Genomic DNA, 23,052 nt, shown 5'->3' on the forward strand with positions numbered 1-23,052 from the left:
TCAAGGCGAAGCTCGGTGGGCTGAGTCCTGTGGATTACAGGGCTCAGTCTCGCGGCGTTTGGCAATAGACCGTCCAATTTTTTGGGGTCAGTTCAGGCCGTGGGAGCTCGGCTCCCACGGGTTGTGTTTCACCAAATAAGCGTGCAGTGCCGGTTACAACCGGAATCGCGCCATTTGCGCTGCGAGATGTTCTGCCTTTTCCGACAGCTTCCGGCAGTCCTCCAGGCAGGCTTTCACATCGCTGGCCGTGGATTGCGCCAGGTCGGCGATGCCCTGCACGTTGCGATTGATCTCCTCGGTCACGGTGCTCTGCTCTTCAGTGGCGGCGGCAACTTGATGGTTGCGGTCGGTCAGCTCTTCGACATGCCCGGCGATTGCATCCAGCGAGTTGCCGGTGCGGCGGCTGGCCTCGACCCCGGTTCCCGTTGCCGCTTGCCCGGCGCGCATGGAGGTGACCGCCTGATCGGCGCCGCTCTTGAGCTCACCCATCATCTGCTGGATCTCTGACGTGGCGCTCTGCGTACGGCCGGCGAGGGTGCGGACCTCATCGGCGACCACCGCAAAACCACGTCCCATCTCGCCCGCGCGCGCCGCTTCGATGGCCGCGTTGAGCGCCAGCAGGTTGGTCTGTTCGGAGATGCTGCGAATCACGCTGAGCACCTGATCGATGGTGGAAATCTGCGTGGCGAGTGTCTCCACCGCACCGGCGGCGGTCCCCACGCCGTCCGACATGCTCTGAATGTGGCCGATGGATTCGCCTACCACCTTCTTGGCTGACACCGCTTCCTGATGCGTATTACGCGACACGTCGGCAGCGGCGCCTGCGTTACGGGCGATTTCCTGCACGGTCAGGCCCATTTCATGGACCGCCGTGGCGACCATGTCGGTCATCTGCTGTTGCTTGAGCGCACGCTCCGAGGTGCTGTCGACGACCCGCGCAACGTCCACCACGCTATGGCGCAACTGCTCGCTGGTCTTGAGCACGTCACCGATCAACAGGCGCAGGCTTTAGATGAAGCGGTTGAAACCTCGGGCCAGATCGCCCAGCTCATTGGCGCGGCTCTCATCCAGGCGCCGGGTCAGATCGCCCTGACCGCCGCCGATGTCCACCAGCGCCGTGGTCACCTGCTGGATCGGTCGCACGATGCCCCGGGCGATCCAGGCGACAAAGCCCAGGAAGCACAACACCACCGCCAGGCTGATTGCCGAAATCATCGTCAAGGCATCCTTGGCCGGACCATAGACCTCCGCCAGCGGGACCTCGCTGACCAGTGTCCAGCCCAGCGAGTCGACGGGCTTGGCCACTGCCACATAGGCTAGGCCGTTGCGTTCGAACTCCAGCGCCTGACCATTGCCGCCCTGACTGAGCATGCTGCGCGCAGCCGAATCGCCCACCAGTTGGGTCAGAGTCTGGCGATCATTGAAATCGGCGTTCGGGTGCACCTTGACCTTGCCATCCGGGCTGACCAGGTACACCTGGCCTTCCTTGCCGAAATGAAAGTCGCGCACCATCTGCGACAGCGCGCTCATGCTGAAGCCCAGGCCCGCTACCCCGACCACCGTGCCGTTGTGTTCGATGCGCTGGTTGATGAACAGCGTCGGCACTTTGGTCGTGGCGTCGATATCGATGTCCAGCGAGCGCTGTTTGTTGCTGTCCAGGAACCCGTAGAACCAGGTGTTCTCCGCCGGGCCGCGTTGCAGCGTGCGATCGGCACCTTTGTTGGTGATGTAATGGCCGCTGTCCTTGGCGACGATGAAGGTGGTCAACGCGTTGTGCTGCTCCTTGATCCGCGCCAGGTAACGGATGAACGAGGGCTGCTGGGCGGCATCTTCGCCATTGCCCAGCCATTCTGAGACCAGCGTGTTGTCGGCAATGTCGCTGGCCGCTGTCAGAGGCGCGGCAAGCAGGCGTTCGAGGTCATTGCGAATCGCTTCGATGCTGGCGGGCATGGCCTGCTGCAACAAGTAACGATCCGTCAGTTTGTTCAATGCGAAGGCATAAATCGCGATCACGATCAGGCTGCTGACCACCAGTGCCGCACCCATGCTCAGTGTCAGTTGCCACTGAATACTTTTTCGCCAGACAGGCATAAGAAACTCCGCAAAAAACAGTCGCACAACCACAATGGAACAGTGCGGGTGGTTGGCTGGGAGCAATAACCGAGCCATGAAGTTGATCAACTGGTCAGCTTGCTGCGCAGGATCCGCCTTGCAAGCCTTGCGCATCAAGGCGCCATGCCGTTCGGCGGAATGTTGCAAATATATTTCGGGAGGCAGTTGTGTACATTCACTGGGTATTTCTGTATCGATGATTGTCGCCACGCGCACAAAAGTGGCGAAGGGCGGTGCGTTGCGCCCCTCTTTCAGTCATTCGCCTGACGCTTGCGGGCCTAAGCGTGGTGCACGCCGGCGCGTTTGAGCAGCTTCTTGCAACGCTCTGAAAGGTGGACGACGCGCAGGTGCTTGCCGGCTTTGTGGTAGCGCTCGCGCAGCGTTTTGAGGGCGGCGATGGCCGAGTAGTCGACGAAGCTCAGATGCCGGCAGTCCAGGGTCACATGATCGGGGTCCCGGAGGTGATCGAACTGATCGAGAAACGTCGTGGTGGAGGCGAAGAACAGGGTGCCATGCAGGTGATACATTTTGCTGCCATCGGCTTCGAGATGGCTGTCGGCGTACAACTCGCGCGCCTGCTGCCAGGCAAAGTTGAGGGCGGCGATGAGAATGCCGAACAACACGGCGGTCGCGAGGTCCGTGAGCACGGTCACGACGGTGACGGCGATGATGGCCAGCACATCATTGAGCGGCACCTTGCGCAGCACCCGCAGCGACGCCCAGGCAAAAGTCTGTTGAGCGACCACGAACATCACCCCGACCAGCGCCGCCAGCGGAATACGCTCGATCAGCGGCGAGAGGAACAGCACGAACATCAGAATCATTACCCCGGCGACAATGCCGGACAGTCGCCCACGGCCGCCGGAGCTGAGGTTGATCACGGTCTGGCCGATCATCGCGCAGCCGCCCATCCCGCCGCAAAGACCCGAGGCCATGTTGGCCACGCCCAACGCCACGCATTCACGATCCGGATAACCGCGGCTTTCGGTGATTTCGTCGGTGAGATTGAGGGTCAGCAGGGTTTCCAGCAGCCCGACCAGGGCCATCAACACGGCGTAGGGCGCGATGATCGACAGGGTCTCCAGATTCCACGGGATATCCGGCAGCGCCAGGCTCGGCAAGCCACCGGCGATGTGCGCCATGTCGCCCAGCGTGCGGGTCGGCAGGTCGAACAGATACACCGCCAGCCCGACGCCGAGAATCGCAACCAGCGCCGGCGGCACCGAGCGCGTCAGGCGTGGCAGCAGGTAAACCACGGCCATGGTCAGCGCAACCAGCCCCAGCATCAGGTACAGCGCCGTGCCACTGAGCCAGCTGTCGCCGGTCTTGAAATGTTCAAGCTGGGCCATGGCAATCACGATGGCCAGGCCGTTGACGAAGCCGAGCATCACCGGGTAGGGGACCATGCGCACCAGTTTGCCGAGGCGCAGCAGGCCGAACGCGATCATCAGCAGCCCACCCAGCAGCACCGTCGCCAGCAGGTATTGCACGCCGTGCTGCACCACCAGCGCGACGATCACCACAGCCATGGAGCCGGCCGCACCCGAGACCATTCCCGGACGACCGCCGAACAGCGCTGTCAGGGTGCAGATGATGAACGCCCCGTACAAACCCATCAGCGGATTGAGGTGGGCGACCAGCGCAAAGGCGATGCACTCGGGCACCAGGGCGAAAGAGGTGGTGAGTCCGGCGAGGACATCGGCGCGTAGGCGTGCGGGTTTCATGAGGTACCTGAGGGGCGGGGCGCAAAAAGTGGGGATGTTACGGAATGTGTGGCAGCAGGGCCAGCCGCGGTGCAGGTCGGCTTCTGCCTGCAGGGCGTGGGAGCGGGACTGCCACGGGCTACGCCCGGAATCAAAAGCAAGGCTGGTACGCAGGGAAATGAAATCTTCTCAGTGTCCAGTTAATCGCGAATGTGTAACGATGTTTGGCTTGCACGTTCCTGCTGATCCAATCCGCCCGCCTTGAAGGACAGAACACGGATGCTCGCCGCCCTCAGACATTACCCTGCCTCAGTTAATCTCCTGCTTTCATCGTCGCTGTTTCTGACCCTGGGCAGAGCGATCACCTTGCCGTATCTGGTGATCTATCTGTCTTCGAACTTCACGCTGAGCATCAGCGACATTGGCATGATCGTCGGCAGCGCGTTGATCGTCGGCTCGCTGCTGAGCCTGTACGGCGGTTACCTCACTGACAAGCTGTCGAGCTATCGGCTGATCCTGTGTTTCACCGGATTCTTCGTCACCGGCTTCGTCGGCATGTGCCTGACCAGCAAGCTCTGGCTGTTCTTTGTGTTTCTGGTGTCGTTCAACTTTGCCTATTCGGTGATCGACATTGTGGTCAAGGCAGCGTTCGGCAAGCTGCTGCCGGTGGACCAGCAAAGCAAGGTGTTTTCGGTGCGCTACACCTTGATCAATATCGGCTACGCCGTCGGTCCCTTCATTGGTGCGGGCCTTGCGCAGTGGAACATGAAGCTGCCGTTCCTGATGTCGGCCGCTTTGGGGCTGGGTTTTTTCCTGGTGTACTGGGTCTTCGGCGACCGCAAGTTGAGCTCGGCGGACCCGGCCAACGCGCCGATATCGTTCCTGGCGGTCGGGCGGATCCTGCTCAAGGACTATCGTCTGGTCTGTTTCACTGTCGGCGGCGTGCTCAGCGCCGTGGTGTTCGGTCAGTTCACCGCCTACCTGTCGCAGTATCTGGTGACCACCAGCACCCCGGAATTCACCTATCGGGTCATCAGTTCGGTGGTGGCGGTCAACGCAGCGGTGGTGATCTGCCTGCAGTACTTTGTCGGCAAGCACATCAGCCATCAGTACCTCAATCAGTGGCTGACCGCAGGCTTCAGTCTGTTTCTGATGGGCGTGGTCGGTTTTGCCATGTCCAGCACCGTGCTGCATTGGTCGTTGGCGGTGGCGATCTTCACCCTGGGCGAGATCATCGTGTTCCCCGCCGAATACATGTTCATCGACCGCATTGCGCCGACGCACTTGCGAGGCATGTATTACGGCGCGCAGAACCTGTCCAATCTGGGCGGTGCGCTGGGTCCGGTGTTGTGTGGTTTTGCCCTGGCAACGCAGTCAGCGCACTTCATGTTCTATATGCTGGCGGCCTTTATCGTGGCCGGCGGCTGTTTTTACCTGCTGGGCGCGTCGTACTCCCGACGCCACGATCAACCCTCCAGCATGCGGTGATGTAGTCCCATGAGTGTTCTGTCTCCTCTGGACGCCTGGCAGCAGGCGGTCGACACACAGGGCTTCGAGCCCGATGAGGCCCAGCATCAGGCTGCCCGCACGCTGGAGCAATGCTGGCGGGCGCTGCGGGACGGCAGGCATGATGCTGCGCTCAAGGGCGTGTACCTATGGGGCCCGGTTGGGCGTGGCAAGACCTGGCTGATGGACCGCTTTTACGAAAGCCTGCAGATCCCGGCCCGGCGTCAGCACTTTCACCACTTCATGCGCTGGGTTCATCAACGGTTGTTCCAGCTGACCGGGGTTGCCCATCCACTTCAAGTGCTGGCCCATGAACTGGGGCAGGAAGTGCGCGTGCTGTGCTTCGACGAACTGTTCGTCAATGACATCGGCGATGCGGTGATTCTCGGCGGTCTGCTGCGGGCGATGTTCGAGGAGGGTGTGGTGCTGGTTTGCACCTCCAACCAATTGCCCGAGCAGTTGTACGCCACCGGGCATAATCGCGAGCGCTTCGTCCCGGCGATCACCGCGATCAATCAGCACATGACCGTGGTCTCGGTAGACGGTGGCGAGGATCATCGTCTGCATCCAGGCCAAGCCCAGCAGCGTTACTGGGTTACCCAGGAGCAGGGGCGCAGCGCGCTGGTCGATGTGTTCGAAGCCATCAGCGCGGGTGAGTCGGTGTCGACTCAGCCGGTGCCGGTCGGGCGTCGTCACTTGCCGGTGGTGCGCGCCAGCAAGACCGTGCTCTGGTGCCGTTATGCCGATGTGTGCGAGCAACCGCTGGCGGCGATGGACTTCATCGAGCTGTGCGACCGCTACAAGGCCGTGTTTTTGAGCGAGGTCCCGGCGCTCAGTGCACCGCAACGCGAAGGCCGCATTGCGCGGGGCACCGAGGACGGCGTCGAGCAGGTCATCGCCGGTGATCGGGAGCTGCCGCAGCTCTCACCTTACGACGACGGCGTGCGTCGCTTCATCGCGCTGGTGGACGAGTGCTACGACCGCAAGGTGCCGCTGTATCTGGAGGCGGCCATGCCGATGCAGGACCTGTACACCGAAGGTTATCTGGCGTTCGCCTTTCGCCGGACCCTGAGCCGCTTGCAGGAGATGCAGCTGGCGCGGTTCGGGCAGTGACCCGCTCGGGGCATTGATCTCCATGACCGGTAGCCGTCCGGCTTGGCGGCGGTGGCCATCTTGCGCACGCGGCCGCCGGCAAGCCAGACTGCTACAGAGGGTCGAGTCGCTGACTGGCCCGGTTGCGCCGCCGCTGCGCCAGCACATGCTTGCCACCTTCCCCGACCAGCACCATCACCGCCAGCCAGATCGGCAGGTAGGTCATCCATTCGTCAGACCCGATCGACTCACCCAGCAGCAACGCCACGCCCACCAGCAGCACCGGTTCGACATAGCTGAGCAGGCCGAACACGCTGAAGGCCAGCAGGCGGCTGGCCAGAATGTAGCTGACCAAGGCAGACGCACTGATCGCGCCCAGGATCGGAATCAGCAGGTACAGGCGTGGAACCTGCTCGACCACTGAGGGGTTGCCCTTGCAGATGAACAGCAGCGCCACCGGCAGGATCAGCAACATGTCCCACCACAGGCCACCGAGGTTGTCGGTCTTGAGTCTGCGCCGCAGGATGAAATAGAGCGGATAGCCCAGGCACACCACCAGTGTCTCCCAGGAAAAACCACCCAGGCGCAGCAGTTCATGGACGACGCCGACCAGCGCGCAGCAGGCGGCGATTTTCTGCAGATGCGACAGGTGTTCACCGTAGACCACGCGGCCGATGAGGATCATCGTCAGCGGCAGCAGGAAGTAGCCCAGCGACACCTCGAGGCTGCGCCCGTGCAAGGGCGCCCACATGAACAGCCATAACTGAACGCCCATCAGCGCCGCCGAGAGCATCATCCCCCCCAGCAGGGCCGGGGTCTGACGCACTCGTGCCGCCAGCGCCCGGGCCAGTTTCCAGTCGCCGCTGGAGAGCATGAATATCGTCACGCAGGGCAGGGTCAGCAGCATCCGCCAACCAAATATCTCTTCACCGCTCAGGGGCTTGAGCAATGAGGTGTAGTAGTACATGACCGCGAACAGGCAGGAGGCCATGACCGATAACGCAACACCCTTGTACACAGGGTCTCCTTGGTTTCGATTCGGTTGATGCATCCCGTGCACGGCTCTGACGGCCAGCTGGCGGGAAACGGCGCACAGTCTATCCGAAGGCGTCCGGGGCGGTCGGCAGCAATCTGCTAAACGCAAGGCCGACTGGCAGTAAACGATGCACGTTTGGCAGAGAACGAGACCGCGCGCCGATTGAGCGATATACCCGACTCCCACAGACTTGTCCTCAACGCGCCATACCGGCGCGGCCCATCGAGGAAGCCCCATGACCCAAGAAATCGCCGGTATCAAGATCCCCGACAGCGCCCTGGCGCGCGCCACGACCGAATACATTCGCGACGAAGAAGACGATCTGCTGTTCCATCACTCGCGTCGGGTGTTCCTCTGGGGCGCGCTGACCGGCGAGCGCAAGGGGCTCAAGTACGACGCCGAGCAACTCTACGTCGGCGCGATGTTCCACGACCTGGGCCTGGTGGCCAGTCACAGCAGCGCCGACCTGCGTTTCGAAGTCGACAGCGCCAACGCTGCGCGTGCGTTCATCAAGCCTTTCGGGCTGTCCGAAGGCGATATGGAACAGGTCTGGTTGTCCATCGCGCTGCACACCACCCCCGGCGTGCCCGAGCACTTGCGGCCGAACGTGGCGCTGGTGACCGCCGGTGTTGAAATGGACGTGCTGGGCATCAACTACCAACAGTTCAGCGAGCAGCAGCGCGAAATCGTCACCCATGCCCATCCACGTGGCGAAGCATTCAAAGCGTGCATCCTGTGTGCCTTCGCCGACGGTTTCCGGCACAAACCGGACACCACCTTCGGCACCGTCAACGCCGACGTGCTGGTGGATGAAAACCCCAGGTTCAAACCGCTGAACTTCGTCGACATCATCCGTCAATCGCCGTGGAAGGCTTGATTGCGCTGAGTGTTCTGTCGCAGTCCGGCTTGCCGGCGGTGGCGATCTTCGCTACCGCGGGCAAGCCGGACTGCGACAGGTTGTTGAACACCGATGGTCTTCGCGCAGGTTTTCGCTGAGGCATTGCTGAGGCCAATCCCTCGAGATTGCGTCTTCGGCATTGGCGCTACCTTTGTTAGGCTTGTGGTTTGGTCGGCCCATGAGCGGCCGGCGTGATTGACCCAACCAAACAAGGGAGCGGCAATGACCTCCATCGGCACCGCTGCGCCGACCGTGCCAGGGCGGCTGGAACAATTCTCCACCCGCGTCGCGTTTTTCATCACCGGGTTCAGCATTTCCGCCTGGGCCCCACTGGTGCCTTACGCCAAGAGCCGCATGGGCCTGGACGATGCCAGCCTCGGCCTGTTGTTGCTGTGTCTGGGTATCGGTTCGATCCTCTCCATGCCTCTGGCGGGCGCGATGACCGTGCGCTACGGCTGCCGGCGCATCATCACCGTAGTCGGCAGCATCGCCTGCCTGTGCCTGCCGCTGCTGGCAACCTTGACCAGTGTGCCGATGATGGTCGCGACCCTGTTTGTCTACGGCGCCAGCATGGGCGCGCTGGGCTGCGTCACCAACATTCAGGCGATTATCGTCGAGCGGGCCAGCGGCAAGACCATGATGTCGGGCTTTCACGGCCTGTTCAGTTGCGGCGGGATCCTCGGTGCAGCAGGGGTATCGGCGCTGTTGAGCCTTGGTGTGTGGCCGTGGCTCACGATGATCATGGTCGCGGTTTTCATCGCCATCGCACTCTACAAGGCCGGGCCCGACATACTCGGTTACGGCAGTCAGGCTGGCGGGCCGGCGTTCGCGATTCCCCACGGCGTGGTGCTGTTCATCGGCCTGATGTGCTTTACGGTGTTTCTCACCGAGGGCGCGATGCTCGACTGGAGCGCGGTGTTCCTCAGCGCCCAGCGCGGCGTCGAACCCTCCTATGCAGGTTTCGGTTACGCCGTCTTTGCCCTGGCCATGGCCATCGGACGCCTGTCAGGTGATCCGATCGTGCGCCGCCTGGGTGTGCACCGGATCATCCTGTTCGGTGGCCTGTGTGCGGCGATCGGCATGGCCGTGGCCACATTGGTCCCTTACTGGCAGGCTGCGTTGTGCGGCTACGCGCTGGTCGGTCTGGGGTGCTCCAACATCGTTCCGGTGTTCTACAGCGCGGTAGGGCGCCAGCAAACCATGCCGGAAAACGTCGCGGTTCCGGCCATCACCACACTGGGTTACATCGGCATTCTCATGGGCCCGGCGGGCATCGGTTTCGTCGCGCATCTGAGCAGCCTGGGCACGGCGTTCCTGATGATCGCGCTGATGCTGATGGGTGTGGCGCTCAGTGGTCGTTATCTGAAAGTCTGATCAGGCGGCGACGCTCAAAGGGAGCGCGCGGTGCCCGAGACGCGAATCGAGCTGCCTGGCGCGTTGCTGAACCGTGCATGAATCATCGAGCGGCTGCCCATGTCCTCGCCTTGCACGATATCGATGGCACCGCCGTGATCCCAGCCGATGTCGCGCAGGTACCCGGCAAAAGCAGCAGTCGCCGCGCCAGTGGCCGGATCCTCATAGACGCCGCCGAAGGCAAACGGGTTGCGGGTGTGGAACAGGCGAGGGGATTCGGCGAACACCAGCAGGATGGTCACCAGGCCCTCGCGCACCATCAACTCACGCCCGGCGTCGAAGTCGTAGTGCATGTTCTTCAGCGTATCGCGACGGTTCACAGCCAGCAGCAGATGCTGCGCGCCACCGTTGATCAGGGCAGGCGGCAGACGCAGGTCGATGTCCTCGGCCTGCAAGTCGAACAGGCCCATGGCCTGGCTGAGCAGCTCGCGGCTGACCGGCTGGCTGAGGGTGGGGGGTGATTGCAGCGCGGCAGACGTCAGCGTGCCGTGTTTATGGCCTTCGACGCTGATCTGCGCTTCGTTGAGTTGCAGCTTGAAAAGTCCATCACCGAAGCGGCCGGCCAATGCCGCGCCCAGGGCAATGGTCGCGTGGCCACAGAACGGTACCTCGGCTTGCGGCGAGAAATAGCGCACTCGCCAGCCATCGCCCTGGGGCACTGCAAACGCGGTCTCCGAATAACCGACTTCGGCCGCCACCGCTTGCATGGTCGTATCGTCAGGCAGGGTTTCGCCGATCCACACCCCGGCCGGATTGCCGCCTTGATCAGCATCGGAAAAAGCGGAAAGTCTGAGGATATCCAGTGCCATGTCTGCGCCAGCCTTGAGCCGTTGAGGAGGGCTCGATTGTTATCCAGGCATTGCATGGCGCACCAACGAAAAGTGCTGATGCTTGGGATTCAGGTGGTTGATGCACGCAAGCAACTACAAGCGGCAAGCACGCGGTTCGCTTGGCTTACCGCTTACCGCTTACCGCTTACCGCCTACCGCTTGCAACTGCTCTCAGGGAATCATCGCAAAGCCCACGCCAAAACGATTCCAGGCGTTGATGGTGGCGATGGCCAGGGTGATGTTGGCGACATCGGCTTCGCTGTAGTGCTCAAGCAGCGCCTCGTACTGGTGCTGGGGCGCACGGTGAACCGGCAGCAAGGTCAGGCTCTCGACCCACGCCAGTACGACTTTTTCCTTGTCGGTGAAGAACGTGGTTTCTTCCCAGACGCTCAGGGTCTGCAGGCGGGCTTCGGTCTCGCCCGCCTTGCGCGCATCGTTGGCGTGCATGTTGACGCAATAGGCGCAGCCATTGATTTGCGAAGCGCGCAACCGGATCAGTTCCAGCAGTGAGCCGTCCAGACCGGACTTGCCCAGCGCCATCTCCAGACCGACCATGGCTTTGTAGGCTTCCGGCGATTTCTGTGCCCAGGCGATTCTCTTGTTCATGTACGTGCTCCGTTGAAAATGGATGGAGAAGTTCGTTGGATGTGGCACTACATTACGCCTGGCCACGCAGCCGCCGAATAGCCAATGAATCGGGATTTTTGCAGACCAATTGCCCAGCTGTGGGTCCATTGCAAACACACTTCATGAACCGGGCGGCCACGCTTGGAGACTTGTCGCGCAGGCTCAGGGATCTAGCATGTAGGCCAACAATCACAAGGAGTCACCCATGTTTGCCGGATTCCAGAAAGACCAGCGCCAGGTCAACGGTGTACAGATCGCCTACCGCATCGGCGGCACCGGGCCAGGCCTGTTGCTGTTGCACGGCCACCCGCAGACCCACGTTATCTGGCACAAGGTCGCCGAGCGGCTGAGCCAGCACTTCACGGTGGTGGCGGCCGATCTGCGTGGCTACGGCGACAGCAGCAAGCCGCCCGCCAGCGACGATCATGGCAGCTATTCCAAGCGTGAAATGGGCCGGGATATGGTCGAGTTGATGCGCCAGTTGGGTCTCTCGACCTTCTGCGTGCTGGCTCACGACCGCGGTGCGCGGGTGGCTCACCGACTGGCGCTGGATCATCCGCAGGTCGTCACCCGCATGGCGTTGCTGGACATCGCGCCGACCCTTGCGATGTACAGCCAGACCAACGAAGCCTTCGCTCGCGCCTATTGGCACTGGTTTTTCCTGATCCGCCCGGCGCCGCTGCCCGAAACCCTGCTGGAGGCCAATCCGGAGCAATATCTACGCAGCGTCATGGGCAGCCGCAGTGCCGGCATGGCGCCGTTCACTGAAGAGGCGTTCGCCGAATACCTGCGGTGCGCCAGCCTGCCGGGGGCGGCACGGGGGGTGTGCGAGGATTATCGTGCCAGCGCCAGCATCGATCTTACGCACGACCGCGCCGACATCGCCGCCAATCGTCAGCTCAATCTTCCGTTGTTGGTGTTGTGGGGCGGCGAGGGGGTGGTGGGTAAATGCTTCGACCCACTCAAGGAATGGCAGAAGGTCGCCAGCGACGTGCGCGGCAAGGCCATGCCCAGCGGGCATTATCTGGCCGAAGAAATTCCGGATGAGTTGCTGGCCGAGGTGTTGCCGTTTTTGATATGACGCTGAACCTGTAGGCGTGAGCGTGCTCGCAATCGCAGCGGGTCAGTCACTGCAATGTTGACTGATCATGAGCCATCGCGAGCAAGCTCACGCCTACAACCAAATGCATCAGGCGCCAGATCGGCGCAGCCGTTTGTTTTCCTGGCGCGTTACCACACGCTCGCGCAGCGTGTCGTACGCCATGTTGAACAGCAGGGTGTAGGGCAGAAACAACAGCAGCAAGCCGATGTCCAGCAGGAACGCTTGCCACAGGCTGATCGACAACCACCAGGCAGCCAGAGGCACGACTGCGACAATCAACCCGGTTTCGAACGAAAGGGCATGCAGCGCCCGGACTTTCAGGCTCAAGGCGAACCCTGCACGCGCGCGCAGGCGATCGAAGCCTGCGTTGAACAGCATGTTCCAGAGCATGGCCACGGTGGAAATCATCACCGTCATCGCGCCCATTTTTCCCAGTGACTGGCCAAGCAGCCAGGCCAGTCCCGGGGCAAACAACAACACGCCGATCAATTCAAACAACAGCGCATGCAGAGCGCGCTCTTTAAGGGATTTTGCGGGGACAGCCGACTTTGCGGGCTGTTGCTGAAATTTTGCGCTGGCAGTCATGGAGGTATTCACTTTGGAGCGGGCAGGCGTGCATTGTCGGGGTGTGGTGGACTAAAGTGAAAATCGATACCATCGGAAAAACCGATGGATAAACCGCGAGCTTGCCATGAGCTATTCACCCGAAGCCCTCGAAGCCTTTGCCCAGACTCTCGCGCTGGGCTCTTTCAGCGCTGCGGCGCGGCGTCTGGGCAAGAGCCAGTCGACCATCAGCGAGGCGATATCGCGACTGGAAATCGATCTGGGCGTGGAATTGTTCGATCGCTCCGCCAGGCACCCGGTGTTGACCGAAGCAGGCAGGGCATTGCATGGGCGAATCGAGGAAGTGCTGGCCGCGTCCGACAAACTGCGCAGGGCAGCAGGGCGCCTGGCGCAGGGGATGGAGCCGCGCCTGACCCTGGTGTTGTCTGACGCCAACCAGTTCGCCGAATTCGAAGCGCGCATGGCCGAGCTCGATCAGCGTTTCCCGGAACTTGAACTCGAATGTGTGTTTGCCGAGCACGGCGATGCGATCAACCTGATCCAGACCGGCCGTGCGTCATTGGGGCTGCTCTCGGCCCAGGCCAGCTATCCGCCGGAAGTGGGTTACGCGACCATCGCCGAGCGTGCCGACTTCGGTCTGTTCGTTTCGCACCGGCATCCACTGGCCGCTGAGCGCGATGTCGATTATCGCCAGTTGGCCCAGCACCGCGCGCTGCGTCTGAACACCATCGTCGATGAGAGCATCCCTACCGACGATTTGCCCAGTGGGGCGCGCCGCAGCTGGTCGGCACCCAACTATCTGTTGCTGATGGACATGGCGATTTTCGGTTTCGGCTGGTCGGCCTTGCCGCGCTGGCTGGTGCGCGGCTATGCCCAGGGGCGCCTGAAGGAGTTGCAGGTGCCAGGCTGGCCGCGCAGTTCGGCGGTGGACGTCATCTGGTCGCGGCAAAAAAGCCTGGGCCCGGCGGGAGCGTGGTTATTGGACACATTGCTCGAAGGGCGCGGCGACTATTAAACAGAAAATAACCCTGTCGCAAACGATTGCGACCATCGGTGGTCTGTATTGACCAGCGGTCCCAATCCCTCTAGATCAGCACTCCGAGCGGGCCAGACAGCGATGTCTGGCCCGTTTTTGTAGGTGGCAGTCAATGCCCGTACAAAAAAGAGGTTGAATAGTCACAACAAATGTTATTTAAATAACAAAAATAATAACGCGACGGTGCCTGCTGTCGCGTGAACAGGGTAATCACACACATGAACAAGATCGCGGTCATTGGCAGCAACATGGTGGACCTGATCACCTACATCGACCGGATGCCGGCCCAGGGTGAAACCCTGGAAGCACCGAATTTCGCCATGGGCTGCGGCGGCAAAGGGGCCAATCAGGCAATCGCCGCCGCCAAGCTCGGCGCTGACGTGCTGATCCTGAGCAAGGTCGGCGACGACATGTTTGCCGACAACACCCTGGCCAATTTCAAACGTTTTGGCATCGACACTCAGTTCGTTCAGCGCGTGCCTGGGGTCTCCAGCGGCGTCGCGCCGATCTTCGTGCAGAGCGATTCGCACAACAGCATCCTCATCGTCAAAGGCGCCAACGCCCACCTCAAGCCCGCCGATATCGACGCCGCACAAGCGGCGCTGCGCGATTGCAAGCTGATCGTGTTGCAGCTTGAGATCGAACTGGAAACGGTCTACTACGCCATCGAGTTCGCCAAGGCCAATGGCATTCCAGTGCTGCTTAATCCGGCGCCTGCCGTCAAGGGCCTGAGCCGCGAGCATCTGTCGCAACTGGACTTCTTCATCCCCAACGAAACCGAGCTGGCGCTGGTCTCCGGTCAAGTCGTCGATTCGCTGGAATCGGCCCGTGCCGCCGCCTTGCAACTGGTCCGCGACGGCATCCGTCACGTCATCGTCACCCTGGGTGAGAAGGGCGCGCTGTACGTAGGCAAGGAGGGCGAGTTCCGCGTTGAAGGGCACAAGGTCGACGCTCGCGACACCACCGGCGCCGGGGATGCCTTCATCGGCTGCTTCGCCCGCCACTGGAGCGAGGACGGCGACATGCGTAACGCCATGACCCAGGCGGTGGCCTATTCGGCCTGCTCGGTCACTGGCCTCGGTACTCAGAGTTCCTACCCGGACGCTGCCACGTTCGCACGATTCATCGACACGCTTTGAGCCGCCAAGCCCTGACCGGTCGGACGGCCGGCAGGGCGAGGTATTCCCTGCACTTCACGGAGAACAACAATGACAAAGCCCGAGCTCCAACAATCCCCGGACGGGTTCTACCTGAACCGCACGCCCTGGTTCGCCTTTCTGCTGCTGTGCTGTTGTTTTGCCTTGTGGGCGGCGGCGGCGAGCATGAACGACGTGCTCATCGCACACTTCAAGAAAGCCTTCCTGCTCAGCGATTTCCAGACCGCCTTCGTGCAGTCAGCGTTTTACCTGGGCTACTTCTTCGTGGCGATTCCGGCGGCGCTGGTGGTCAGGCGTTTCAGCTACAAGACCACGATTCTCATCGGCCTGTTGTTGTACATGGTCGGCTGCTCGCTGTTTTTCCCGGCCGCCTCGATGGCCAAGTACGGCATGTTCCTGATGGCGCTGTTCGTCATCGCAGCGGGCCTGTCGTTCCTGGAAACTGCTTGCAACACCTATTCGACCTTGATGGGCCCGCGTGAAACCGGCACCCGTCGCCTGAACATCTCCCAGACCTTCCACCCGTTCGGCGCCATGGCCGGCGTGTACGTCGGCAGCTTCGTGATGTTCAAGGATACCGATGCCACGCGCGAGCAACTGACGCAGATGAGCGCATCCGATGCGGCGATCCAGCAACTGCAGATGATCCAGTCGACGCTGCTGCCGTACAAATGGATGATCGCGGTGTTGATCCTGATGTTCGTGCTGATCGCCTTCACCAAATTCCCGGCGTGCAAGGGCAACCTCAAGACCAACGTCAAATCCAGCAGCATCGGCCAGAGCCTGTCGCGCTTGTGGCGCAACCCGCGTTTCACCTTCGGGGTGCTGGCGCAGTTCCTTTACGTTGGCGCGCAAGTCGGCGTGTGGAGTTTCACCATTCGCCTGGCCATGCAAATGGGCGGGATGACCGAACGCAGCGCTTCGTGGTTCCTGCTGACCACCTTTGCCGCGTACTTCGTCGGCAAGATGATCGCCAACCTGTTGATGCGCAAAATGCACCCGGCCAAGGTCCTGGCGATCTACGGCGTGCTGACCATCGCGCTGCTGGCCTACACCATCCTGGTGCCGAACATCAGTGCCGTTTATGCGGCAGTGGGTGTAAGTATTTTCCTCGGCCCGTGCTGGCCGACCATTTACGGCCTGACCATCGATGGACTGGGCGAAGACACCGGTGTCGGCGGCTCGCTGCTGGTGATGAGCATCGTCGGTGGCGGCGTGATGCCGATCTTCCAGGGCCTGCTGTCTGATGCCACCAACGGCAACATGCAGATCGCCTACACCGTCCCGCTGCTGTGCTTCGTGGTGATCGTCGCCTACGCAGTCAAATGCCTGCGTGACCCGCGCAGCGAAACGGCCCCGGCGGGCGCGGTGACTGCATCATGACCGCTGTGGACAAGCGCACGACGATTGCGCTGTATCCGCAACTGTTCAGCGGGGATGAAAAGACCCTGCTCGAATCCGCCGATTTTCGCGTGCTGGCCTGGACCTACCCCAGCGGCGTGAAAGCCCTGGCGTTGGAGAACAATCGCGGCCGCGTCGTGGTGCTGCCGTATCAGGGGCAGATGATCTGGTCGGCGGTGTTCGACGGCTGCGACCTGACCATGCGCAACATGTTCGAGCAGCCGCGACCCAGTCCGACGGTGATCGGCACTTACGGCTGCTTCATGTTTCACAGCGGCCTGTTGCGCAACGGCTGCCCGACGCCTGCGGACGATCATGCGCTGCACGGCGAAATGCCCTGCGCGCCCATGGACAGCGCCTGGCTGGAAGTGGGCGAGGATGCTTGCGGCACGTTCCTGCGCATCGGCGGCGAGTACGAGTACGTGATGGGCTTCGGCGATCATTACCGCGCCAGGCCCTGCGTGACCTTGCGCCCAGGCTCGGCGTTGTTCGACATCGGCATGGACGTGCGCAACCTGGCGGGCAAGCCGATGGAGCTGATGTACATGGCGCACATGAACTACGCCTATGTTGCCGACGCCCGGTTTGTCGAACCCCTGGGCATCGAGGTGACACGGGTGCGCAGCAGCGTTCCGGCCCATGTGAAGCCGACGCCTGCCTGGTCGGCATACATGGCTGAACTGACGGACGATCCTTCGCGTCTGCAGACCTTGAATACGCCTCAGCTGTACGACCCGGAGATCGTCTGCTTCTTCGACGGGGTGCAGGCAGATGCCAATGGCGATGCGCATTTTATGCTCAGGCATGCGCACGGGCCTGCGTTTTACACCCGCTACAAGCCGGCGCAGTTCGACCACGCGGCGCGCTGGATCCTGCACAACGCCGATCAGCAGGTAGCAGCCTTCGTGCTGCCGGCGACCTGTGAGCCGGAGGGCTATCTGGCGGAGAAGGCCAAGGGCAATGTGCGGATGCTCGGAGCAGGGCAGAGCGCGTCGTTCAATGTCACGACCGGGTATCTGGCGGCCGGGGAAGTGCTGCAAGTGGAAAGTGATCTGAAACGCTGACAGCGCATCGCGAGCAAGCTCACTCCTACAGGGGCCGCATTTCTCTGCAGGAGTGAGCTTGCTCGCGATGGCGGCCGTCCAGGCGCCGCAGACACAGCCTGAGATCACATCACCAACTGCGCGCCGTAACCCTGAATCAGATCGCGATACGGCTTGGGCAGCTTCTTGTCGGTGACCACTACATGGAAGTTTTCCAGCGCGGCGAAATGGGCGGTGCGCACGGCGTCGAACTTGGAGTGGTCGGCCAGCAGCATGCAATGCCGGGCCTGGCGCAGGACCTTCTGCTTGACCTCCACTTCATTGAAGTTGAAGCAGGTCACACCAAACTCGTCGCTGACCCCGGCGGCTGAAACGAACGCCCAGCTCAGGCGGATGCCATCAAGAATGCTGGCCTCGCTGTGGTGTTCGAAAACCTGATTCTTGCGATGAAAGACGCCGCCGCACAGCACGATGTTGCAGTTGGGTTTCTGCTGCAGTTTGAGAAGAACGTTGAGCGAGTTGCACACCGCGGTGAACTCCAGCTCCTCGGGAATGAAGTCGATGACGAAAGGGATGGTGGTGCCGCAATCGAAGAACACCGTGTCGCCCGGCTTGATGAACGCCGCGGCCAGTTTGCCGATGCGCCGCTTCTCTTCGACGTGGCGGGTGCCTTGTTCGCTGACCTTGTAATCGCTGGCTTCGGATGGATCGAAGGCCAGGGTGATGTGGCCGCCCAGCAGGTGGAATTTGTCGGGATGACGGCCCAGGTCGCGGCGCAGGGTCATCTCCGAGACATCCAGCAGCGCCGCCATTTCACGCAGGTGAATGGCCTTCTGGTCCTGCAGGGCTTGCTGAATCAGTTTGATGCGGTCGGATTTCTTAACGTCCACGGGCATTCCGGCTGTCGATTGAATGTGGTAAAAAAATAACATTTACTGTTATATATGCAACACTGATGATGTGCGCAGGCTTGCAGATTGAAGCTTGTCGCTGGTAACTGCTTTTCTAAAGGAAACGACTCGTGATGAAGATCGAACCCGCAGCACTCGCGCAGTATATAGACCATACCTTGCTGGCCGCCGATGCGACCCGCGAGCAGATCGCCACATTGTGCAGTGAAGCGCAGGAGCATGGATTCTATTCGGTGTGCGTGAACTCAGGCCAGGTGCCTTACGCAGCGTCGCTGCTCAGTGGCCAGAAGGTCAAGGTCTGTGCCGTGGTGGGTTTCCCGCTGGGTGCCGGACTGAGCGATACCAAGGCCTTTGAAGCGCAGAAGGCGATTGCCGCAGGCGCGGGCGAAATCGACATGGTGCTCAATGTCGGCGCCTTGAAGGACGGCCTGCTGGACGTGCTGCGCGACGACATTGCTGCCGTCAAACAGGCTTGTGGCCAGGTGCCGCTGAAAGTGATTCTGGAAACCTGTCTGCTGGACGATGCGCAGAAGACTCAAGCCTGCGAAATCTGCCGCGAGCTCAACGTCGCTTTCGTCAAGACGTCCACCGGGTTCAGCCGCAGCGGCGCCACCCTTGAAGACGTCACCCTGATGCGCAAGGTGGTGGGCGCAGGTGTCGGCGTCAAGGCCTCCGGCGGCGTGCGCGACTACGCCACCGCAGTGGCGATGATCGAAGCCGGTGCCACGCGTCTGGGCACCAGCTCCGGTATCGCCATTGTCAGTGGCGCGGCGGCTTCGGGCTCGGGTTACTGAGCCTTCAGCGCAACAGCTAAGCCTGTTTCTGCGACTTGCAAGCTTGCTCGCGATCTGGCGCGAAGCGGCCGTAATCCCTGTGAAGGAAATTTGCCTGACACGGCAAGGCTGTCTGATTTCACTGCCGGTCCCCGGCAGATCGCCGGCAAGCCAGCCTCCCACGCCCTGCGGCCAGAATCAAAAGCAGGCGGCGCGGTCGACGGGATCGTTGCCACGCTCTGCGTGGGAATGCAGCCCGTGACGCTCTGCGTCACCCACAGGCGACGCGGAGCCTTTGGCGAGGTGCTACCACGCGGAGCGTGGGAGCGATCAAGCGTCGGTGATCCTGGCTCGTAAGCTGCCCGTGTTGCACTCGCCCTGTTGAAGAAATCGGGACGAATACATCAGCAAAAGGCCTGAATATGTTTGCGGTCGACCAGAGAATCTCCCACGCCCTGCGGGCCGAAGCAAAAGGGATCGGCGACTTTTTTGCTTCTGCCCGCAGGGCGTAGGAGCAAGCTTGCTCGCGATCTGGCGCCAAGCGGCAGTAAACCCTGTGAATGAAATCCGCCTGACACGGCAAGGCTGTCTGGTTTCACTGCCGGTGCCCGGCCGATCGTTGGCAAGCCTGACTCCCACGGCCTGCGGCCAGGATCAAAAGCAGCGCCGCCTTTGGGCAGATGACGATGACCTGCCTTGGCAATGAATGGCACACTCCCCATGTTACTCATCCAACACCGGAAGCCGCTCCATGCCGCAACTCTCCCTGGCGCATTTCAAGGCTCGCTGGTTCTTCTGGCTGTGCATGCTGCTGATCGTCGTCGGCCTGCCGGTCGGTTGTGCGGCGTTGCAGCAAGAAGAGCGCAAGCTGGTGTTCATGATCGAGCCCGGCACCGCCAGCTGGTACCACGGCATCCCGGCCGATGTGCAGGAACTGGAACTCAAGGCGCCGTCCTTCGGCGTCGCGCAGAACATCCACGCCTGGTGGTGGCTGGCCGAAAAGAAGGACGCGCCGGCGATCCTCTATCTGCACGGTTCGCGCTGGAACCTCACCGGGCAGTTCTTCCGCATCGAGCAACTGCGCGCCCTGGGCTTCTCGGTATTGGCCATCGACTATCGTGGCTTCGGTCAGAGCAAGGGGCAACTGCCGTCGGAAGCTTCGGTTTATGAAGACGCGCGGATTGCCTGGGAGCGCTTGAAACAGCTGCAACCCGATCCGCAGAAACGCTTGATCTACGGCCATTCCCTAGGCGGTGCGGTGGCGGTGGACCTGGCCGCCGAGCTGGGACGCGATGCGCAGAAGGGCGATGAGCCGGTTCAGGCGCGTGGTCTGATCATCGAATCGACCTTCACCAATCTGGCGGACGTCGCCTCATCGGTCGCCAGCACCCGAACATCGCTGCCGGTGCGCTGGCTGGTGTCGCAGAAATTCGATTCCATCGACAAGATCGCCGACATTCACATGCCGGTGCTGATCGTGCATGGCAGTGCTGACCCGTTCGTTTCGCCGCACTTCAGCGAAGAGCTGTTCCAGGCCGCGCAAGAACCGAAAAGCCTGTTGATGGTGCCCGGTGGCAATCACAACAACAGCATGAACCTGGGACGCCAGGCGTACAGTCGGGCGATTCAGGCGCTGCTCAATGAACAAGCGCCGCCGGTGCATGCCGTCAATCAGCAAGCCGGCGCCAGACAGGCGGGCTAGCTAAACCGTGCCTGCAGCAGTCCGGCTTGCCGGCGGTGGCTATTCGAAACACCACCGACGGCAAGCTGTGCAGCCGCGCGGGTCGCGGTCATTGCGCCGGATAATGCTCCACCGAGAACGGCTTGTTGCGCACCACCACCTTGCCCGGATGACTGTCCGGGACCACCACGCCATTCAACGTTTCAAGCAGCCTGGCCGGGTCTTCAATGGGCAGTTCAACCAGTTGATGCGGCGTCAGGTTCCACCACTGGCTGGCCAGCAGACCCTCGATGATGTGAGGTTCGAAGCGATAGCGCTGGACCCTGGCCGGTGAGCCGACGACGATCGCATAGGGCGGCACGTCCTTGGTGATCAGCGACTGGGCACCGATCACCGCGCCGGTGCCGATGGTGATGCCTTCGAGAATCAGCACGTCCATGCCGATCCACACATCGTGGCCGATGACCGTCTGTTTGACCGGTTCATGAGTCTGGGGCAACCCGCCAACGCTGTGCCGCAGCCCGGCCAGGGCGCTGTGCGAACTGAGCCAGTCCAGCGGGTGCGACTTGCGGTTCTGGCCGATGGTCACGTCGCGGGCGATGGAGCAGTAACGACCGATGCTGGCGACGTTCTGCAGCTCAGTACCGCTGACGATGTCGGTGTAGGCACCGATGCTCAGCTTGCGCGCGTTGATCTTGATCTGGTGCAGCTTGACGCCATGCTCCAGGGTCAGCTCCATCTCTCGGCGCAGCCCGCGGATGCCGCTGTCCAGACGGCATTTGTTGCGGGCAAGCGCGCGTTTGAGCTGGCGATCGAGGAGTAGGCGGCGCAGGAAATTCATGGGCTGGCAATCCGTCAGAAATGCAATGAGTTCGCCGTCGCGGTTCGGGCGAAGAAGCCGGAGCTATGTCAGAAAAGTCGCCGATACTCGCATATTTGCGAATGTTTCTCACGGTAGAAATCCCTCTTTCAGATGAGCACGGTGGCCTTTCCCTCAGCTCGCTCTCCCGATAGCCCGCCATTCCCATAGGCGCCGCCAAGTGGTATCTGTGTCCGCCTGCCTTTCGATCATGAGCCTGCATCATGGACAAGTACTCAAACGGCGAAGCTCATCTTGCGCATTCGGCGCGCGACTGGGTGATGCGCGCCAAACCCTTGCCGCAAATGGAGCGCATAGAGGCGTACTTTCATGGTCACGGTTTCGAAATGCATCGCCATGACACCTACGCCATCGGCCACACGCTGTCCGGCGTGCAAAGCTTTCGCTACGGCAAGGAGATGGTCAACAACCTGCCGGGCCAGACCATGGTCCTGCATCCGGACGAACCCCACGATGGCCATGCCGGCACCGAAGACGGTTTCCGTTACCGGATGTTCTACCTGGAACCGGCCATGATCCAGCAGGTGCTCGGCGGCAAACCGTTGCCGTTCATCAGAGGTGGCGTGTCCAGCGATCCCCGGCTTTTCAAGGCGACTCAGGTCCTGTTGCAGGACCTGCAGACCACCCTCGACCCGCTGGAACTGGACGACGCAGTGTTCGACATAGCCACCGCCCTGCAGGACGCCGCGGGTGTACGCAAAGGCCGGCAAAGCGTCGATTACGCCTCTGCCGAGCGCGCCCGCGAACTGCTCATGGCAAGTCTGGAGCAAGGCGTCAGCCTCGATGAACTGGAGCAGGCCGGCGACACCGATCGCTGGCGCCTGTCGCGGGATTTTCGCGTGCTGTTCGGCACCAGTCCGCACCGATACCTGACCCTGCGAAGACTGGACCTGGTACGCCACTCGATCTCCCTGGGCGTGTCCCTGAGCGATGCCTCGGTGATGGCCGGTTTCTCCGATCAGAGCCACATGACACGGCATTTCGTGAAGACTTTTGGTTATCCGCCAGGGCGTTGGTTGAAGATGTTGGGTGGCGAAGGGCCCCGGCTTCCAAAGGCTTGTTTGAGACCATAGAATCACGCACGCCCTCTGGCCAGAATCAAAAGCAGGCGACGCGATTGATGGCAACCGCTTCTGCCCGGAGGGCGTGGCAGTCCGCCGGGGTGGCGCTCCACCTTGCCGACGATCTGGCGCGAAGCGCCAGCAAACCCTGTGAATGCTATGCGCCTGATCCACCGAGCCGTCTGATCTACTGCCGGTGTCCGGCAGCTCGCGGGGCAAGCCCGCT

Annotated in this window: 21 protein-coding genes; 12 read left to right on the plus strand and 9 right to left on the minus strand. The window is 61.7% G+C overall.

Features of this window, described 5'->3' with window-relative positions; genetic code table 11:
- Positions 1-153: 153 nt before the first annotated feature.
- From ACI2KS_RS24980 to ACI2KS_RS24990, 3 genes are all read right to left on the minus strand, one after another.
- Positions 154-891, minus strand: a complete 738-nt coding sequence (locus ACI2KS_RS24980) for a methyl-accepting chemotaxis protein (protein ID WP_404623808.1) — start codon at positions 889-891, stop codon at positions 154-156.
- A gap of 117 nt (positions 892-1,008) precedes the next feature.
- Positions 1,009-2,091, minus strand: coding sequence for a cache domain-containing protein (locus tag ACI2KS_RS24985; RefSeq protein WP_404623686.1), 1,083 nt, complete (start codon positions 2,089-2,091; stop codon positions 1,009-1,011).
- Between the two features lie 299 nt (positions 2,092-2,390).
- Complete coding sequence (locus ACI2KS_RS24990) at positions 2,391-3,836, minus strand: SulP family inorganic anion transporter (protein WP_404623687.1); 1,446 nt, start codon at positions 3,834-3,836, stop codon at positions 2,391-2,393.
- Positions 3,837-4,094: 258 nt separating this feature from the next.
- Between ACI2KS_RS24990 and ACI2KS_RS24995 the strand changes: the two genes are divergently transcribed.
- Both ACI2KS_RS24995 and zapE read left to right on the plus strand, forming a co-directional pair.
- Entirely contained in the window at positions 4,095-5,303 is a 1,209-nt protein-coding gene (locus ACI2KS_RS24995; protein ID WP_404623688.1) for an MFS transporter, read from the plus strand.
- 9 nt (positions 5,304-5,312) lie between these two features.
- A complete protein-coding gene (gene zapE / locus ACI2KS_RS25000; protein ID WP_404623689.1) occupies positions 5,313-6,434 on the plus strand; it encodes a cell division protein ZapE in 1,122 nt (373 codons plus the stop codon).
- Between the two features lie 91 nt (positions 6,435-6,525).
- Here zapE and rarD read toward each other — a convergent pair whose 3' ends face one another.
- Positions 6,526-7,431 carry an EamA family transporter RarD gene (gene rarD, locus ACI2KS_RS25005; protein WP_404623690.1) on the minus strand — a complete coding sequence of 302 codons (906 nt, stop codon included), beginning with the start codon at positions 7,429-7,431 and terminating at the stop codon, positions 6,526-6,528.
- Between the two features lie 253 nt (positions 7,432-7,684).
- Here rarD and ACI2KS_RS25010 point away from each other — a divergent pair, with 253 nt between their 5' ends.
- Together ACI2KS_RS25010 and ACI2KS_RS25015 are read left to right on the plus strand one after the other, a co-directional pair.
- Complete coding sequence (locus ACI2KS_RS25010) at positions 7,685-8,326, plus strand: HD domain-containing protein (RefSeq protein ID WP_404623691.1); 642 nt, start codon at positions 7,685-7,687, stop codon at positions 8,324-8,326.
- A 243-nt stretch (positions 8,327-8,569) separates the two neighbouring features.
- On the plus strand, positions 8,570-9,721 hold the full coding sequence (locus ACI2KS_RS25015) for an MFS transporter (RefSeq protein WP_404623692.1): 1,152 nt from the start codon (positions 8,570-8,572) through the stop codon (positions 9,719-9,721).
- Between the two features lie 14 nt (positions 9,722-9,735).
- Here the strand turns inward: ACI2KS_RS25015 and ACI2KS_RS25020 are convergent, their stop codons facing one another.
- Positions 9,736-10,569, minus strand: a complete 834-nt coding sequence (locus ACI2KS_RS25020) for a PhzF family phenazine biosynthesis protein (protein ID WP_404623693.1) — start codon at positions 10,567-10,569, stop codon at positions 9,736-9,738.
- 192 nt (positions 10,570-10,761) lie between these two features.
- Positions 10,762-11,196: a carboxymuconolactone decarboxylase family protein gene (locus ACI2KS_RS25025; RefSeq protein ID WP_404623694.1), complete on the minus strand. Its 435-nt coding sequence runs from the start codon at positions 11,194-11,196 to the stop codon at positions 10,762-10,764.
- 226 nt (positions 11,197-11,422) lie between these two features.
- On the opposite strand from ACI2KS_RS25025, the gene ACI2KS_RS25030 reads away from it, so the two are divergent.
- Positions 11,423-12,298 (plus strand): alpha/beta fold hydrolase, encoded by an 876-nt coding sequence (locus tag ACI2KS_RS25030; RefSeq protein ID WP_404623695.1) that lies wholly within the window; start codon positions 11,423-11,425, stop codon positions 12,296-12,298.
- 108 nt (positions 12,299-12,406) lie between these two features.
- On the opposite strand, the gene ACI2KS_RS25035 is transcribed toward ACI2KS_RS25030, so the two are convergent.
- Positions 12,407-12,904, minus strand: coding sequence for a multidrug/biocide efflux PACE transporter (locus tag ACI2KS_RS25035; RefSeq protein ID WP_404623696.1), 498 nt, complete (start codon positions 12,902-12,904; stop codon positions 12,407-12,409).
- A gap of 106 nt (positions 12,905-13,010) precedes the next feature.
- Between ACI2KS_RS25035 and ACI2KS_RS25040 the strand changes: the two genes are divergently transcribed.
- The 4 genes from ACI2KS_RS25040 (at position 13,011) to ACI2KS_RS25055 (ending at position 17,541) form a co-directional block, all read left to right on the plus strand.
- A complete protein-coding gene (locus ACI2KS_RS25040) occupies positions 13,011-13,898 on the plus strand; it encodes a LysR family transcriptional regulator (RefSeq protein WP_404623697.1) in 888 nt (295 codons plus the stop codon).
- Positions 13,899-14,137: 239 nt separating this feature from the next.
- Positions 14,138-15,058 carry a ribokinase gene (gene rbsK, locus ACI2KS_RS25045; protein ID WP_404623698.1) on the plus strand — a complete coding sequence of 307 codons (921 nt, stop codon included), beginning with the start codon at positions 14,138-14,140 and terminating at the stop codon, positions 15,056-15,058.
- Positions 15,059-15,127: 69 nt separating this feature from the next.
- Entirely contained in the window at positions 15,128-16,459 is a 1,332-nt protein-coding gene (fucP, locus tag ACI2KS_RS25050; RefSeq protein WP_404623699.1) for an L-fucose:H+ symporter permease, read from the plus strand.
- Positions 16,456-17,541, plus strand: coding sequence for an aldose 1-epimerase family protein (locus tag ACI2KS_RS25055; RefSeq protein WP_404623700.1), 1,086 nt, complete (start codon positions 16,456-16,458; stop codon positions 17,539-17,541). The genes fucP and ACI2KS_RS25055 overlap by 4 nt, the downstream gene beginning before the upstream one ends.
- A gap of 104 nt (positions 17,542-17,645) precedes the next feature.
- On the opposite strand, the gene deoR is transcribed toward ACI2KS_RS25055, so the two are convergent.
- Positions 17,646-18,416 carry a DNA-binding transcriptional repressor DeoR gene (deoR, locus tag ACI2KS_RS25060; RefSeq protein ID WP_404623701.1) on the minus strand — a complete coding sequence of 257 codons (771 nt, stop codon included), beginning with the start codon at positions 18,414-18,416 and terminating at the stop codon, positions 17,646-17,648.
- Between the two features lie 125 nt (positions 18,417-18,541).
- Between deoR and deoC the strand changes: the two genes are divergently transcribed.
- Both deoC and ACI2KS_RS25070 read left to right on the plus strand, forming a co-directional pair.
- A complete protein-coding gene (deoC, locus tag ACI2KS_RS25065; RefSeq protein WP_404623702.1) occupies positions 18,542-19,225 on the plus strand; it encodes a deoxyribose-phosphate aldolase in 684 nt (227 codons plus the stop codon).
- Between the two features lie 730 nt (positions 19,226-19,955).
- Positions 19,956-20,906: an alpha/beta hydrolase gene (locus ACI2KS_RS25070; protein WP_404623703.1), complete on the plus strand. Its 951-nt coding sequence runs from the start codon at positions 19,956-19,958 to the stop codon at positions 20,904-20,906.
- An 88-nt stretch (positions 20,907-20,994) separates the two neighbouring features.
- On the opposite strand, the gene ACI2KS_RS25075 is transcribed toward ACI2KS_RS25070, so the two are convergent.
- Complete coding sequence (locus tag ACI2KS_RS25075) at positions 20,995-21,726, minus strand: CatB-related O-acetyltransferase (RefSeq protein ID WP_404623704.1); 732 nt, start codon at positions 21,724-21,726, stop codon at positions 20,995-20,997.
- Between the two features lie 242 nt (positions 21,727-21,968).
- Between ACI2KS_RS25075 and ACI2KS_RS25080 the strand changes: the two genes are divergently transcribed.
- Positions 21,969-22,838, plus strand: coding sequence for an AraC family ligand binding domain-containing protein (locus tag ACI2KS_RS25080; protein ID WP_404623705.1), 870 nt, complete (start codon positions 21,969-21,971; stop codon positions 22,836-22,838).
- Positions 22,839-23,052 lie beyond the last annotated feature (214 nt).

The organism is Pseudomonas sp. NPDC087358 (assembly GCF_044900785.1).
In the GTDB taxonomy this organism is placed as follows: Bacteria; Pseudomonadota; Gammaproteobacteria; order Pseudomonadales; family Pseudomonadaceae; genus Aquipseudomonas.